A 15,348-nucleotide genomic window follows, 5' to 3' on the forward strand; every position below is an offset into this window, starting at 1 on the left:
CACACTTTCCCTTCGCGCCATTACGAACATATGATCTAAATTTTTATAAGAGTTCAACTATGAGCGATAAACGCACTGCGGAAGAAGGACGGTTTGCCGGGCTGGCGCTGGCGGAAGAGGAGCTGGTGGCGCGCGTGGCCTGGTGTTACTACCACGACGGGCTGACCCAGAACGATATCGGCGAACGCCTCGGGCTGCCGCGATTAAAAATCTCCCGTCTGCTGGAGAAAGGCCGTCAGTCCGGGGTGATCCGCGTGCAGATCAACTCCCGCTACGAGGGCTGTCTGGCGCTGGAAACCGAGCTGCAGCAGCGCTTTGGCCTGAAGCTGGTGCGCGTGATGCCTGCCTTAAATACGCCGCCGATGAACGTGCGGCTGGGCATTGGCGCAGCGCAGTCGCTGATGGGCGTGCTGGAACCCGGCCAGCTGCTGGCGGTGGGGTTCGGTGAAACCACCATGAGCAGCCTGCAGCACCTGAGCGGTTTTATCAGCTCACAGCAGATCCGCCTCGTGACGCTGTCCGGCGGCGTCGGGCCGTACATGACCGGTATCGGCCAGCTGGATGCGGCCTGCAGCGTCAGCATGATCCCCGCCCCGCTTCGCGTGTCATCCGCAGAGGTGGCCGGGATCTTAAAACGCGAAACCAGCGTGCGGGACGTGATCCTCGCAGCCACCGCCGCCGACGTCGCGGTGGTGGGTATTGGTTCAGTGAACCAGCGCCGCGATGCCACGATCCTGCGCTCCGGCTACATCAGCGAAGGTGAACAACTGATGTACGCCCGCAAAGGCGCGGTCGGCGATATTCTCGGTTATTTCCTCAATGCCGAAGGGGAGTGCGTCGAGGAGCTGGAGATCCATAAAGAATTACTCGGCGTCTCGCTTGATGAGCTGGCGCAGCTGCCCACCATCGTTGGCGTGGCCGGAGGGGAAGAGAAAGCCGATGCGATTTATGCCGCACTGAAGGGTCGCCGTATCAATGGCCTGGTGACGGAGGAGACGACAGCCCGCGCGGTGCTGGCTCTGGCCAAGTAAGAGCCCGCCCTGCGCTAACAGCGAGGCAAGCTCATGAGTTACCTTTTAGCGTTAGATGCAGGGACCGGCAGCGTTCGCGCCGTGATTTTCGATTTGCAGGGCAACCAGATTGCCGTCGGCCAGGCCGAGTGGAAGCACCTGAGCGTGGAAAACGTGCCGGGCTCGATGGAGTTCGACCTCGAGACCAACTGGCGGCTGGCCTGCCAGTGCATTCATCAGGCGCTGACGCGCGCGAATCTGGGCGCGGCGGATATTCAGTCCGTCGCCTGCTGCTCCATGCGCGAAGGGATAGTGCTTTACGACCGCAACGGCGAGGCCATCTGGGCCTGCGCCAACGTTGACGCCCGCGCCAGCCGCGAGGTGGCCGAACTTAAAGAGATCCACGACAACCGATTTGAATCCGAAGTGTATGACGTCTCCGGCCAGACGCTGGCGCTGAGCGCGATGCCGCGCCTGCTGTGGCTGGCACACCATCGTCCGGATATTTACCGCAGCGCCGCCACCATCACTATGATCAGCGACTGGCTGGCAGCGAAGCTCTCCGGCGAGCTGGCGGTCGACCCGTCTAACGCGGGCACCACCGGCATGCTGGATCTCTTCTCCCGCGACTGGCGTCCGGCGCTGCTGGACATGGCCGGGCTGCGCGCCGATATTCTCTCCCCGGTAAAAGAGACCGGCACCGTGCTGGGCGCTATCACCCGAGAGGCCGCACAGCAAAGCGGCCTGCGCGAAGGCACGCCGGTCGTCATGGGCGGCGGCGACGTGCAGCTGGGCTGTCTGGGTCTGGGGGTAGTCCGCGCCGGCCAAACGGCGGTGCTGGGCGGGACCTTCTGGCAGCAGGTCGTGAACCTGCCGCAGGTGCGCACCGACCCTGGCATGAACATTCGGGTGAATCCGCACGTGATTCCCGGCATGGCGCAGGCGGAGTCGATCAGCTTCTTTACCGGGCTGACCATGCGCTGGTTCCGTGATGCCTTCTGCGCCGAGGAAAAGCTGATTGCCGAGCGGATGGGGATGGATACCTATTCTCTGCTGGAAGAGATGGCCAGCCGGGTGCCGGCGGGCTCCCACGGGGTGATGCCAATCTTCTCCGACGCCATGCATTTTAAGCAGTGGTACCACGCCGCGCCGTCGTTTATTAACCTCTCCATCGACCCGGAAAAATGCAATAAAGCGACGCTGTTCCGCGCCCTGGAGGAGAACGCGGCGATCGTCTCGGCCTGTAACCTGGCGCAGATTTCCCACTTCTCCGGCGTGACGTTTGAAAGCCTGGTCTTTGCGGGCGGGGGCTCGAAAGGTGCGCTGTGGAGTCAGATTTTAAGCGACGTCACCGGCCTGCCGGTGCGCGTGCCGGAAGTGAAAGAGGCGACGGCGCTCGGCTGCGCCATCGCGGCAGGTGCTGGCGCGGGGCTGTTTGCCGATATGGCCTCGACGGGCGAGCGGCTGGTGAAATGGAGCCGCGAGTTCACGCCAAACCCGGTACATCGCGAACTGTACGACGGCATGATGCAGAAATGGCAGGCGGTATATGCAGACCAGCTCGGGCTGGTGGACAGCGGGCTGACGACGTCGATGTGGCAGGCGCCGGGGTTAGTAAAAACCCATCCCCCTCACCCCATAGGGGAGAAGGAAAAAACCAGATCGAACTGATTCTTTAAGGCCGCACCGGCCAGTCCCCTCTCCCCTCCGGGGAGAGGGTTAGGGTGAGGGGAAGTTCTTTGAGATCTATCACAATCATTCGATCCCGCTTTTACCTTTCCGCTGCCGCTGGCTAAATTAGTAACTCATCCGACCACATAACAATAATTTTACACTGGAAGAGACTATGAGCCGCTACCCGTCGTTATTCGCCCCCCTCGATCTGGGGTTCACCACACTCAAAAACCGCGTGTTGATGGGCTCGATGCATACCGGGCTGGAGGAGCATCCGGACGGGGCCGAGCGTCTGGCAGCCTTCTATGCCGAACGCGCCCGCCATGGGGTAGCACTGATCGTCACCGGTGGCGTGGCCCCTGCCCCTTCCGGCGTCGGCATGGAGGGCGGCGCGGTGCTGAACGATGCGTCACAGCTGCCGCACCACCGCATTGTGACCGACGCGGTACACAACGAGGGCGGTAAAATCGCCCTGCAAATTCTGCACACCGGACGCTACAGCTATCAGCCGAATCTGGTCGCGCCATCGGCCATTCAGGCGCCGATTAACCGCTTCACTCCGCATGCCCTGAGCCACGACGAGATCCTGGCGCTGATTGACGACTTCGCCCGCTGCGCGGCGCTGGCGCGTGAAGCGGGCTACGACGGCGTTGAGGTGATGGGATCTGAAGGCTATCTGATTAACGAGTTTCTGGCCGCCCGCACCAACCAGCGCGACGACGAATGGGGCGGCGACTATGCCCGCCGGATGCGCTTTGCTGTAGAAGTCGTGCGCGCCGTGCGCGAACGTGCGGGCGCGGATTTTATTATCATCTTCCGCCTGTCGATGCTCGACCTGGTGGAGGGCGGCGGCACGTTTGACGAAACCGTGCAGCTGGCGCAGGCGATAGAAGCCGCGGGGGCCACCATTATCAACACCGGCATCGGCTGGCACGAGGCGCGCATTCCGACCATCGCCACGCCGGTGCCGCGCGCGGCGTTCAGCTGGGTAACGCGCAGGCTGAAAGGGAAAGTGTCTGTTCCGCTGGTCACCACCAACCGCATTAACGATCCGCAGGTGGCGGACGATGTGATTTCACGCGGCGATGCTGACATGGTCTCGATGGCGCGCCCGTTCCTGGCCGATGCCGAGCTGCTGTCCAAAGCGCAAAGCGGCCGTGCGGATGAGATAAACACCTGCATCGGCTGTAATCAGGCATGCCTGGATCAGATCTTCGTCGGGAAAGTGACCTCCTGCCTCGTCAACCCGCGCGCCTGCCACGAAACCAAAATGCCGGTGATCCCGGCGACAGCGAAAAAACGCCTGGCGGTTGTCGGCGCAGGGCCTGCGGGCCTGGCGTTTGCGGTCAATGCCGCCTCGCGCGGCCACAGCGTGACGCTGTTTGATGCGCTGGGGGAGATTGGCGGGCAGTTTAATATCGCCAAACAGATCCCCGGCAAAGAGGAGTTCTACGAAACGCTGCGCTACTACCGCCGGATGATCGAGCTGACGGGCGTCGAGCTGCGGCTTAACCAGTTTGTCCACGCGGCGGATCTGACTGATTTCGATGAGGTGATCCTGGCGAGCGGGATCGTACCGCGCACGCCTGCGATCGAGGGTATCGATCATCCAAAAGTGCTGAGCTATCTCGACGTGCTGCGTGACAAAGTACCGGTTGGCGAGAAGGTGGCGATTATCGGCTGCGGCGGGATCGGCTTTGATACCGCTATGTATTTGAGCCAGCCGGGCGAGGCGACCAGCCAGAACATTGCTGAGTTTTGCGTCGAATGGGGCATTGATACCAGCCTCAGCCAGTCCGGCGGCCTGCGCCCCGAAGGGCCGCAGCTGCCGAAAAGCCCGCGCCAGATCGTGATGCTGCAGCGTAAGGCCAGCAAGCCGGGCGAAGGGCTGGGCAAAACCACCGGCTGGATCCACCGCGCTACCCTGCTCTCACGCGGGGTGAAGATGATCCCGGCGGTCAGCTATCAGAAGATCGACGACGAGGGGCTGTACGTCACGATCGGCGGCGAGCCGCAGCTGCTGCGCGTGGATCATGTGATTTTATGTGCCGGGCAGGAGCCAAAGCGCGATCTGGCGGATCCGCTGCGCGAGGCCGGTAAAACGGTGCATCTGATTGGCGGGTGTGACGTGGCGATGGAGCTGGATGCGCGGCGCGCGATTGCGCAGGGGACGAAATTAGCTCTGATGATCTAGAACATTGCCGGGCGGCGCTGCGCTTGCCCGGCCTACGGGTCCGAGGCCATTGTAGGCCCGGTAAGCGAAGCGCCACCGGGCAAAACAATCTTAACGACGACGTCCCAGCTTCACCGACTTCAGCACCACAAACTTATTGTTCGTCGCAATGGTGACGCAGTTACCGAAAATCTTCTTCAGCTTGTGGAAGTAGTCCAGGTGGCGGTTGGCCACGATGTACAGCTCGCCGTTGATTTTCAGGCAGCGGCGCGCGTGGTGGAACATCTCCCAGGCGACGTTATCCGTCAGGGCGTGCTTCTGGTGGAACGGCGGGTTGCAAAACACGGCGTTGAAGCGGAACGGCTCTACCCCAGACAGCGCGTTGTTGATCATAAACTCGCAGCGGTCCAGCGCGTCCGGCAGGTTGGTTTCTACGTTCAGACGGCTGGAGGCCACCGCCATCGGCGACTCGTCGCTGAACACCACGCTGGCTTCCGGGTTCTTCGCCAGCAGCGTCAGGCCAATCACGCCGTTGCCGCAGCCAAGATCGACAATCTCACCTTCCAGATTTTCCGGCAGATGTTCCATAAAGAAGCGCGCGCCGATATCCAGACCGGTGCGGGAGAAGACGTTCGCGTGGTTATGGATGGTCCAGTCTGTCCCTTCCAGCTTCCAGCTCAGCGTTTCTGGCGCGTCGGCCAGCTCAGGGGCGGCGAACGTACAGTTGATCAGGCGCGCTTTTTTCCAGGCCAGCGTGGTGGTGGTCGGGCCGAGGACTTTCTCGAACAGCTCCAGCGTCGAAGTATGAATATCGCGCGCTTTGGCACCCGCGATGATGCGGGTTTCTGGCGTGACGACCTTACGCAGCGCGCGCAGTTGCTGCTCCAGCAGCGCCATGGTTTTTGGCACTTTGATCAGCACCACGCCCGGCGCCTGCGGGTAGTCCGCGGTACTGTCGAGGAACTTCACGCTGGACTCTTCGATGTCGTTATGGCGAAGGTTTTCACGCGTCGCCAGCTCGCTCAGGTAGGAGTCGCCGATACTGTACGGCGTGTGTTCCGCCAGCGCACAGCCCAGGGCGCCAAACGCGTCATTCAGGATCAAAACCGGGCCGCGGATTTCAGTGTCATCCAACTGCTGCAGCAGATATTCATCCGCCGCTTCCCACGCCTGAAGCGGGTTAACGTCGTCCGTCTCCGGGAAACGTTTAAGGTTGAGTGAACGGAAACCGTTGTCTAAGTGGCTCATCGGCCCTCCTGAATGGTAAAATTTGGCGTATCCCTGAAAAGGGTGCGTGAGTATACCCGTTTTATTGTCGATTTGGGGCGTTGATGAACCAACTTACTTATCTCCAGGGCTACCCGGAGCATTTACTGACTCAGGTTCGCAGCCTGATTGCCGAGCAGAAGCTGGGCGCGGTGCTGGAAAAACGCTACCCGGGCACGCACGATTTCGCGACCGATAAGGCCCTCTGGCAGTATACGCAGGATCTCAAAAACCGGTATCTGAAGAGCGCCCCGCCGATCAACAAGGTGATGTACGACAACAAGATCCACGTGCTGAAAAACGCGCTCGGCCTGCACACCGCCGTCTCCCGCGTGCAGGGCGGCAAGCTGAAGGCAAAGGCCGAAATCCGCGTCGCGACGGTTTTCCGCAACGCGCCGGAAGCCTTTCTGCGGATGATCGTCGTCCATGAGCTGGCACACCTGAAAGAAAAAGAGCACGACAAAGCGTTCTATTCCCTGTGCTGCCATATGGAGCCGCAGTACCACCAGCTGGAGTTTGATACCCGGCTGTGGCTTACGCATTTATCGTTAAAAGGTAATGCGGAATAGCGCACGCGAATTGTCATGATGACGTGCTACAGTGGCTGAAGGTTCCCCGCTACGGAGTACGTAAACGTTTATGATACGTTTCGCAGTCATTGGAACGAACTGGATCACGCGCCAGTTCGTCGACGCCGCCCACGAAACCGGCAAACTGAAACTTACCGCAGTCTATTCCCGCAGCCTTGAGCAGGCGCAGAGTTTTGCCAACGACTACCTCGTCGAGCATCTCTTCACCTCGCTTGATGAGATGGCGCAAAGCGACGCCATTGACGCGGTCTATATCGCCAGCCCGAATTCCCTGCACTTCCCGCAAACGAAGCTGTTCCTCAGCCATAAAAAGCATGTGATTTGCGAGAAGCCGCTGGCGTCGAACATCGATGAAGTCGAAGCCGCCATTGCGCTTGCCCGCGAAAACCAGGTGGTGCTGTTCGAAGCCTTCAAAACCGCCAGCCTGCCGAACTTCCTGCTGCTGCAGCAGTCCCTGCCGAAGGTGGGCAAAGTGCGTAAAGCCTTTATCAACTACTGCCAGTACTCGTCGCGCTACCAGCGCTATCTCGACGGCGAGAACCCGAACACCTTTAATCCGGCCTTCTCTAACGGCTCGATTATGGATATCGGTTTCTATTGCCTGGCCTCTGCCGTGGCCCTGTGGGGCGAGCCGCACGGCGTCACGGCCACCGCCAGTCTGCTGGAGAGTGGCGTGGATGCGCACGGTGTCGCGGTGCTGGATTACGGTGATTTCAGCGTGACGCTGCAGCATTCCAAGGTGAGCGACTCTGTCCTGCCGAGCGAAATCCAGGGCGAAGCGGGCTCGCTGGTCATCGAGAAGATCTCCGAGTGCCAGAAGGTGAGCTTTGTGCCGCGCGGCGGCAAAGCTCAGGAGCTGACGCAGCCTCAGCATATTAACACTATGCTCTATGAGGCAGAGGTCTTCGCCCGTCTGGTGGAAGACAACGAAGTGAATCACCCAGGCCTTGCGGTGAGCCGCACCACGGCGAAGCTGCAAACGGAGATCCGCCGTCAGACCGGCGTGGTGTTCCCGGCAGATGGCGTGAGCGCGGAAGTTATCGCGTAAAGCTGTGTAATGAAACGGCGCAGACCATTGACGAAACCAATGGTCTGACATATTTTGTTACCTGCAAAGGGGAGTAACTTCTTCGTCGGTGGATCGTCATTACGATGCGTGCAATACCGCATCCGGTCGCCGGGCAACCCTCGTGGTTGTAAGTGAGACCTTGCCGGAAGGCGAGGTCTATGCATAAAAAGCTAACGGCTATCGTCTTCTGACCATGGCCGTTTTTGTTTTTTATGTGTAAGGAAAATAGTATGCATTCTGTCGGCACTCCCATGTTGTGGGGCGGATTCGCGGTTGTCGTGCTCATCATGCTGGCGATCGACCTCTTTTTACAGGGGCGTCGCGGCGCGCACGGCATGACCATGAAACAGGCTGCGGCCTGGTCGCTGGTGTGGGTTACCCTCTCCCTGCTGTTCTGTGCCGCCTTCTGGTGGTATCTGGCCTCGACCGAAGGCCGCGCGGTGGCCGATCCTCAGGCCCTCGCCTTCCTCACCGGCTATCTGATTGAAAAAGCCCTGGCGGTCGATAACGTCTTTGTCTGGCTGATGCTGTTCAGCTATTTCGCCGTGCCTGCGGCCCTGCAGCGCCGCGTGCTGGTCTACGGCGTGCTGGGGGCGATTATCCTGCGTACCATCATGATCTTCGCCGGCAGCTGGCTGATTACCCAGTTCGAATGGCTGCTGTACGTCTTCGGCGCGTTCCTGCTGTTCACCGGGGTCAAAATGGCGCTGGCGAAAGAGGACGGCTCTGCGATAGGCGATCGCCCGCTGGTGAAGTGGATCCGCGGCCATCTGCGCATGACCGACAAGATCGAGAGCGAGCACTTCTTCGTACGCAAGAACGGCCTGCTGTTTGCCACCCCGCTGCTGCTGGTGCTGATCCTGGTTGAGCTGAGCGATGTGATTTTCGCCGTGGACAGCATTCCGGCCATTTTTGCGGTGACCACCGACCCGTTCATCGTCCTGACCTCTAACCTGTTCGCCATCCTCGGCCTGCGCGCCATGTACTTCCTGCTGGCAGGCGCGGCGGAGCGCTTCTCAATGCTGAAGTACGGCCTGTCGGTGATCCTGGTGTTTATCGGTATCAAAATGCTGATCGTCGATTTCTACCATATCCCGATCGCCATTTCGCTCGGCGTGGTGTTTGGCATTCTGATCGTGACGCTGATTATCAATACCTGGGTTAACCGCCAGCACGATAAGAAGCAGCAGGCTTAGTGCGTTTTGCCCGGTGGCGCTGCGCTTACCGGGCCTACAACGACACCTCGTGGGCCGGGTAAGCGCAACGCCAGCCGGCACTTTCGTTAATCAATAGTTAAAAAACATGACGCAACACGTAAAATCCAGCATTTTACGCTTCCCTCCGCAGACGCTTTCCCTATACTCGACCAGGCAAACATTTACTTACATCCGGACATAAATGTGACTAAGAGCACATCCGGGATGGAACGCAATTTCACTTAAGGAACACTCATGACGACAACCTCATCGGGCCTGCTTGCGCGCCTGTCGCGCGGCAGCCTTGTTAAGCAAATACTGGTTGGACTGGTGCTCGGCGTCGCGCTGGCACTGATCTCAAAACCTGCCGCCGAGGCCACTGGCCTGCTCGGCACACTGTTCGTCGGCGCACTAAAAGCGGTCGCGCCGGTTCTGGTTTTGACGCTGGTGATGGCCTCAATCGCCAACCACCAGCAGGGGCAGAAAACCAATATTCGCCCGATTCTGTGGATGTATCTGCTGGGGACGTTCTCGGCTGCGCTGACGGCGGTTGTCGTGAGCTTTATCTTCCCGTCCACGCTGCAACTGACCACCGGCGCGACCGACATTACGCCGCCCGCAGGTATTGTTGAGGTGATGCACGGCCTGCTGATGAGCATTGTCGCCAACCCGATCCATGCGCTGATTAACGCGAACTACATCGGGATCCTGGTATGGGCCGTCGGTCTGGGCTTCGCTCTGCGCCACAGCAACGACACGACCAAAAACCTGGTTAACGACCTTTCGCACGCCGTGACCTTTATCGTGACGGTGGTCATCCGCTTTGCGCCGATTGGTATTTTTGGCCTCGTGGCATCCACGCTGGCTACCACCGGTTTCGGCGCGCTGTGGGGCTATGCGCAGCTGCTGCTGGTGCTGATTGGCTGTATGGCCGTCGTGGCACTGGTGATTAATCCGCTGCTGGTGTTTCTGCAGACCCGTCGTAACCCGTACCCGCTGGTGCTGATGTGCCTGCGCGAAAGCGGCGTGACCGCCTTCTTCACCCGCAGCTCGGCGGCAAACATTCCGGTCAACATGTCCCTGTGTGAGAAGCTGAATCTGGACCGCGATACCTACTCCGTATCCATTCCGCTGGGTGCGACCGTCAATATGGCGGGAGCGGCCATCACCATCACGGTGCTGACGCTGGCCGCGGTGCATACGCTGGGTATTCCGGTGGATCTGCCAACTGCGCTGCTGCTGAGCGTGGTGGCATCGCTGTGTGCCTGCGGCGCATCCGGCGTGGCGGGCGGTTCCCTGCTGCTGATCCCGCTGGCATGTAATATGTTCGGCATCCCGAACGAGATCGCCATGCAGGTGGTTGCGGTAGGCTTTATCATCGGCGTGCTGCAGGATTCCTGCGAAACCGCGATCAACTCCTCCACCGACGTGATGTTTACCGCCGCCGTGTGCCAGGCGGAAGACGCGCGTTTAGCGAAGAACGCCCTACGCAGTTAAAAAGAAAAGCCCGGTGGCGGCTACGCCTTACCGGGCCTACAGGGTACAGTAGGTCGGGTAAGCGCCAGCGCCACCCGACAAAGTACTTAAAGCGTCACACCACTCTTAAAGATCGCCAGCTCGCGGAAATCGTTCTTCTCGTTGCAGGTCTGCCTGCCGTTGGCAAATTCCACAATCGCGTCCACGAATTCCGTCAGCAGCTGCGGCATCGCCTTGCCGTGGATAAGCTGCCCGGCATCGAAGTCGATCCAGTGTTTTTTCTTCGCCGCCAACTCGCTGTTGGTGGCGATTTTCACCGTCGGCACAAAACCGCCGTACGGCGTGCCGCGACCGGTGCTGAAGAGCACCATATGGCAGCCGGCTCCCGCCAGCGCGCTGGTGGCGACCGCATCGTTACCCGGCGCGCTCAGCAGGTTCAGACCGTGCGTTTTCAGGCGCTCGCCGTAACGCAGAACGTCAACCACCTGGCTCGCGCCCGCTTTCTGGGTGCAGCCGAGGGATTTCTCTTCCAGCGTGGTGATCCCACCCGCTTTGTTACCCGGAGACGGGTTCTCATAAATGGGCTGATTGTGGGCAATGAAGTACTGTTTGAAGTCGTTCACCATGGTGACGGTTTTTTCAAACGTCTCCTCGTCGCGGCAGTGGCTCATCAGAATACGTTCCGCGCCGAACATCTCCGGCACCTCGGTCAACACAGTCGTGCCGCCGTTAGCGATCACATAGTCCGAGAAGCGACCCAGCATCGGGTTGGCGGTGATACCGGACAGGCCGTCAGACCCGCCGCACTCCAGCCCAAACTTCAGCTCGCTCAGCTTGCCCGGCTCGCGCTTGTCGTGGCGCATCACGTTATACAGCTGGTGAAGCTGTTCAACGCCCGCCTCCACTTCGTCATCCTGGTGCTGACACACCATAAAATGCACACGCTCAGGGTCAAACTCGCCCAGCGTGTCGCGGAAGGCATCAACCTGGTTGTTCTCGCAGCCCAGGCCAATCACCAGCACCGCGCCCGCGTTCGGGTGACGCACCATGTTTTGCAGCATGGTGCGGGTGTTAATGTGGTCATCCCCCAACTGGGAGCAGCCGTAGGTGTGGCTGAACAGATGCACGCCGTCGGTGCCTTCGGCATTGTTGGTCTCTTTCAGGAAGCGCGTCTGGATCTGACGCGCAATCCCGTTCACGCAGCCGACGGTCGGGAGGATCCACAGCTCGTTGCGGATCCCCACGTCGCCGCTGGCGCGGCGGTAGATCTGCACGTCACGATCCGCCGCCTGCTCTTGTGCCCCAGGTAAATCAGGTTGATAGTTGTACTCGTCCAGATCACTCAGATTGGTGCGGGTATTATGGGAATGAAGATGTTCACCCGGCACGATATCCGCCAGCGCATGCCCAATCGGAAGACCGTACTTAATGACGTTGTCCCCTTTCGCGAGAGGCTTCACGGCAAACTTGTGTCCGCGTGCAATCGCCTGACGCAGGGTGACGCTCTGGTTATCAACGGTCACCACGTCGCCTTCAGCGAGATCCGTCAGCGCGACGGCCACGTTATCCAGCGAATGGATTTTGATGTATTGCATATCAACCTCAAACGGCCTTAGTTCAGTTCAATGCCGAAGTAGTCACGCGCATTGTTAAAGCAGATGTTTCTCACCATGTCGCCCAGCAGCTGGATATCCGCCGGCGCTTCGCCTGCGTGCACCCAGCGGCCAATCATCTGGCACAGAATGCGGCGGAAATATTCATGACGGGTATAGGACAGGAAGCTGCGGCTGTCGGTCAGCATGCCGACAAAGCGGCTCAACAGACCAAGCTGCGCCAGCTGCGTCATCTGACGCTCCATGCCGTCTTTCTGATCGTTGAACCACCAGCCGGAACCGAACTGCATCTTGCCCGGCATCCCTTCGCCCTGGAAGTTGCCCACCATGGTGCCCAGCACTTCGTTATCGCGCGGGTTCAGGCAGTAGAGAATGGTTTTCGGCAGCAGGTTTTGTTCGTTCTGTTTGCTCAGCAGTTTTGACAGCTCTTCCGCCAGCGGACGGTCGTTGATGGAGTCAAAGCCCACGTCCGCACCAATCAGTTTGAACTGGCGCTGGTTGTTATTGCGCAGCGCACCGATGTGGTACTGCTGTACCCAGCCGCGACGCGCGTATTCCGCGCCGAGGAACACCAGCACCGCCGTTTTGAACTGCGCCACTTCGTGCTCGCTAAGCGATTCACCGGACAGGCGACGCGCCAGAATGCTGTCCAGCTCGGCCTCGTTTGATTCCGCGAACAGCACGACGTCCAGCGCGTGGTCAGAGACTTTACAGCCATGCGCCGCGAAGTGATCCAGACGTTTGGTCAGCGCGGCTTGCAGATCGGCGAAACGACGGATGTCGGTATCGGACACTTCCGCCAGCTTCGCCATGTAGTCGTTAAACGTGGCCTGCTCAATGTTGAAGGCTTTGTCCGGGCGCCAGCTTGGCAGCACTTTGATATCAAAAGCGGTGTCTTTGGCGACAACGGCATGATGCTCCAGGGAGTCGATCGGATCGTCGGTGGTGCCCACCATCTTCACGTTCATCTGCTTCATGATGCCGCGCGCGGAGAAGTTCTCCTCAGCCAGCAGCGCATTGCACCGCTCCCAGATTTCATCGGCGGTCGTTGGGGAGAGCAGTTTTCCGGTGATACCAAACGGGCGACGCAGCTCAAGGTGCGTCCAGTGGTAGAGCGGGTTACCGATGGTGTGCGGGACGGTCGCCGCCCAGGCATCAAACTTCTCGCGGTCGGTGGCGTCACCGGTACACAGGCGTTCCGCCACACCGTTGGTGCGCATGGCGCGCCATTTGTAGTGGTCACCCTTCAGCCAGATATCATACAGGTTTTTGAAACGATAATTTTCGGCAACCTGCTGCGGCGGCAGATGGCAGTGGTAGTCGAAAATTGGCTGGTCTTTTGCGTAGTCGTGGTACAGGCGGCGAGCAAATTCGGTATCTAACAGAAAATCGTCGGTCATAAACGGCGTCATTATCGTCTTCCTCATTACGGGAGCGTCAGAAAGCGTATGTTCATATGCTGCAAAGTTATCACACCAATTTCCAGCCACCGAAGCTTTTTTCGTGAGTGAGATCAATAAACGCTAACAAATAAATTACCCTCAATGGCGTAAACCCTTCTACAGGCCGCGCCATTACTGGCTTTGCGCGCAGCGATTAATGTCCCTACAAAGAATCATACATTTGTGATGTCACTCACCCTTTAAAGTTGTATGACAAGTTATCTTTTCGCCGTCGCAAACGCTAAGCCGACGGAATGCATTACCGGTGTGAGAGGCATCGGGTTTAACGGTACGGATACCGACTTATGCACGCTTACTTATGGCAAGGTTCGGGCCGTTCCGGGACATGCTTCCGGCTACGCCCCTCCCGTTACACAACGGCTCCCGGAAACGGTTGAGAAGTTGCCGTGCTCTGGCGCGGACATAACATAACGATGAGGTTTTAGATGCGTAAAATTAAAGGGTTACGTTGGTATATGATCGCACTGGTGACGTTAGGCACCGTGCTGGGCTACCTGACACGTAACACCGTGGCAGCCGCAGCGCCGACGTTAATGGAAGAGCTGCATATCTCCACACAGCAATACTCCTACATCATTGCCGCCTATTCCGCGGCGTATACCATCATGCAGCCTGTTGCTGGCTATGTGCTGGACATTCTCGGTACCAAAATCGGTTATGCCTTCTTCGCCATCGCCTGGGCGGTGTTCTGCGGAGCCACCGCGCTGGCAGGCAGCTGGGGTGGACTGGCGCTGGCGCGCGGTGCGGTCGGTGCGGCAGAAGCTGCGATGATCCCGGCGGGCCTGAAAGCCAGCTCCGAGTGGTTCCCGGCAAAAGAGCGCTCTATCGCTGTTGGCTACTTCAACGTGGGCTCGTCCATCGGGGCAATGATTGCGCCACCGCTGGTGGTGTGGGCTATCGTGATGCACAGCTGGCAGATGGCCTTCATCATCTCCGGCGTGCTGAGCTTCGCCTGGGCAATCGCGTGGCTGGTTTTCTATAAGCACCCGCGCGATCAGAAAAAACTCTCCGAAGAAGAACGCGAGTACATCATTGGTGGTCAGGAAGCACAGCATCAGACCAACAACGGCAAGAAAATGACCGTCTGGCAGATCCTGGGCACCCGTCAGTTCTGGGGTATCGCCCTGCCGCGCTTCCTGGCAGAACCGGCCTGGGGGACCTTTAACGCGTGGATCCCGCTGTTCATGTTTAAAGTCTACGGCTTTAACCTGAAAGAGATCGCGATGTTCGCCTGGATGCCCATGCTGTTCGCTGACCTGGGCTGTATCGTGGGCGGCTATCTGCCACCGCTGTTCCAGCGCTGGTTTGGGGTGAACCTGATTGTTTCCCGTAAGATGGTAGTCACCATGGGCGCCCTGCTGATGATTGGCCCGGGCATGATCGGCCTGTTCACCAGCCCATACGTCGCGATTGCCCTGCTGTGCATCGGTGGCTTTGCGCACCAGTCCCTGTCCGGCGCGCTGATTACGCTCTCGTCTGACGTCTTTGGTCGTAACGAAGTGGCCACCGCCAACGGCCTGACCGGGATGGCCGCCTGGACCGCGAGTACGATGTTTGCGCTGGTCGTCGGCGCGCTGGCAGATACCATCGGCTTCAGCCCGCTGTTCGCCGTGTTGGCTATCTTCGACCTGCTGGGCGCGGTGGTGATCTGGACGGTGCTGAAAAGCAAATCGGCAGAGGAGCTGGCGAAAGAGTCGCTCGGGAAACCAGCAACGCAGAGTTAGCAACCCTTTTTCCGCCGGGTGACGCTTCGCTTACACGGGCCTACGGGTTTTGTAGGCCGGGTAAGCGTAGCGCCGCCGGGCATTTAAAGGCCGC

General features: G+C 59.4%; 11 protein-coding genes. 8 read left to right on the forward strand and 3 right to left on the reverse strand.

The window, feature by feature from the left end:
• Positions 1-59: 59 nt before the first annotated feature.
• The 3 genes from lsrR to ABFV38_RS19110 all read left to right on the forward strand — a co-directional run bounded on the left by lsrR (position 60) and on the right by ABFV38_RS19110 (position 4,878).
• A complete protein-coding gene (gene lsrR, locus ABFV38_RS19100) occupies positions 60-1,031 on the forward strand; it encodes a transcriptional regulator LsrR (RefSeq protein WP_003862617.1) in 972 nt (323 codons plus the stop codon).
• Positions 1,032-1,064: 33 nt separating this feature from the next.
• Positions 1,065-2,681 carry an autoinducer-2 kinase gene (gene lsrK, locus ABFV38_RS19105; RefSeq protein ID WP_348957831.1) on the forward strand — a complete coding sequence of 539 codons (1,617 nt, stop codon included), beginning with the start codon at positions 1,065-1,067 and terminating at the stop codon, positions 2,679-2,681.
• A gap of 175 nt (positions 2,682-2,856) precedes the next feature.
• The gene (locus ABFV38_RS19110) at positions 2,857-4,878 is read left to right on the forward strand and encodes an NADPH-dependent 2,4-dienoyl-CoA reductase (protein ID WP_348957832.1); all 2,022 of its coding nucleotides are present in this window, start codon (positions 2,857-2,859) and stop codon (positions 4,876-4,878) included.
• A gap of 90 nt (positions 4,879-4,968) precedes the next feature.
• On the opposite strand, the gene rlmG is transcribed toward ABFV38_RS19110, so the two are convergent.
• The gene (gene rlmG / locus ABFV38_RS19115; RefSeq protein WP_063622490.1) at positions 4,969-6,105 is read right to left on the reverse strand and encodes a 23S rRNA (guanine(1835)-N(2))-methyltransferase RlmG; all 1,137 of its coding nucleotides are present in this window, start codon (positions 6,103-6,105) and stop codon (positions 4,969-4,971) included.
• A gap of 83 nt (positions 6,106-6,188) precedes the next feature.
• Between rlmG and ABFV38_RS19120 the strand changes: the two genes are divergently transcribed.
• From ABFV38_RS19120 to sstT, 4 genes are all read left to right on the forward strand, one after another.
• Positions 6,189-6,692, forward strand: a complete 504-nt coding sequence (locus tag ABFV38_RS19120) for a M48 family metallopeptidase (protein WP_024906411.1) — start codon at positions 6,189-6,191, stop codon at positions 6,690-6,692.
• Between the two features lie 70 nt (positions 6,693-6,762).
• On the forward strand, positions 6,763-7,761 hold the full coding sequence (locus ABFV38_RS19125) for a Gfo/Idh/MocA family oxidoreductase (protein ID WP_045910061.1): 999 nt from the start codon (positions 6,763-6,765) through the stop codon (positions 7,759-7,761).
• 251 nt (positions 7,762-8,012) lie between these two features.
• On the forward strand, positions 8,013-8,978 hold the full coding sequence (locus tag ABFV38_RS19130) for a TerC family protein (protein ID WP_021242367.1): 966 nt from the start codon (positions 8,013-8,015) through the stop codon (positions 8,976-8,978).
• 255 nt (positions 8,979-9,233) lie between these two features.
• Positions 9,234-10,475 (forward strand): serine/threonine transporter SstT, encoded by a 1,242-nt coding sequence (gene sstT, locus ABFV38_RS19135; protein ID WP_048028904.1) that lies wholly within the window; start codon positions 9,234-9,236, stop codon positions 10,473-10,475.
• 86 nt (positions 10,476-10,561) lie between these two features.
• Here sstT and ABFV38_RS19140 read toward each other — a convergent pair whose 3' ends face one another.
• Positions 10,562-12,049 carry an altronate dehydratase family protein gene (locus ABFV38_RS19140; RefSeq protein ID WP_348957835.1) on the reverse strand — a complete coding sequence of 496 codons (1,488 nt, stop codon included), beginning with the start codon at positions 12,047-12,049 and terminating at the stop codon, positions 10,562-10,564.
• A gap of 17 nt (positions 12,050-12,066) precedes the next feature.
• On the reverse strand, positions 12,067-13,479 hold the full coding sequence (gene uxaC, locus ABFV38_RS19145; RefSeq protein WP_348957837.1) for a glucuronate isomerase: 1,413 nt from the start codon (positions 13,477-13,479) through the stop codon (positions 12,067-12,069).
• Positions 13,480-13,955: 476 nt separating this feature from the next.
• Here uxaC and ABFV38_RS19150 point away from each other — a divergent pair, with 476 nt between their 5' ends.
• Positions 13,956-15,254, forward strand: a complete 1,299-nt coding sequence (locus ABFV38_RS19150; protein WP_045910065.1) for an MFS transporter — start codon at positions 13,956-13,958, stop codon at positions 15,252-15,254.
• The last annotated feature ends 94 nt before the right edge of the window (positions 15,255-15,348 follow it).

It is taken from the genome of Enterobacter cloacae complex sp. Mu1197, from assembly GCF_040059225.1.
Lineage (GTDB): Bacteria > Pseudomonadota > Gammaproteobacteria > Enterobacterales > Enterobacteriaceae > Enterobacter > Enterobacter quasiroggenkampii.

Excerpts from the sequence above, each read along its gene's own strand:
- lsrR (WP_003862617.1), top strand. The coding sequence starts at position 60 with ATGAGCGATAAACGCACTGCGGAAGAAGGACGGTTTGCCGGGCTGGCG.
- lsrK (WP_348957831.1), top strand. The coding sequence starts at position 1,065 with ATGAGTTACCTTTTAGCGTTAGATGCAGGGACCGGCAGCGTTCGCGCC.
- ABFV38_RS19110 (WP_348957832.1), top strand. The coding sequence starts at position 2,857 with ATGAGCCGCTACCCGTCGTTATTCGCCCCCCTCGATCTGGGGTTCACC.
- rlmG (WP_063622490.1), bottom strand. The coding sequence starts at position 6,105 with ATGAGCCACTTAGACAACGGTTTCCGTTCACTCAACCTTAAACGTTTC.
- ABFV38_RS19120 (WP_024906411.1), top strand. The coding sequence starts at position 6,189 with ATGAACCAACTTACTTATCTCCAGGGCTACCCGGAGCATTTACTGACT.
- ABFV38_RS19125 (WP_045910061.1), top strand. The coding sequence starts at position 6,763 with ATGATACGTTTCGCAGTCATTGGAACGAACTGGATCACGCGCCAGTTC.
- ABFV38_RS19130 (WP_021242367.1), top strand. The coding sequence starts at position 8,013 with ATGCATTCTGTCGGCACTCCCATGTTGTGGGGCGGATTCGCGGTTGTC.
- sstT (WP_048028904.1), top strand. The coding sequence starts at position 9,234 with ATGACGACAACCTCATCGGGCCTGCTTGCGCGCCTGTCGCGCGGCAGC.
- ABFV38_RS19140 (WP_348957835.1), bottom strand. The coding sequence starts at position 12,049 with ATGCAATACATCAAAATCCATTCGCTGGATAACGTGGCCGTCGCGCTG.
- uxaC (WP_348957837.1), bottom strand. The coding sequence starts at position 13,479 with ATGACGCCGTTTATGACCGACGATTTTCTGTTAGATACCGAATTTGCT.
- ABFV38_RS19150 (WP_045910065.1), top strand. The coding sequence starts at position 13,956 with ATGCGTAAAATTAAAGGGTTACGTTGGTATATGATCGCACTGGTGACG.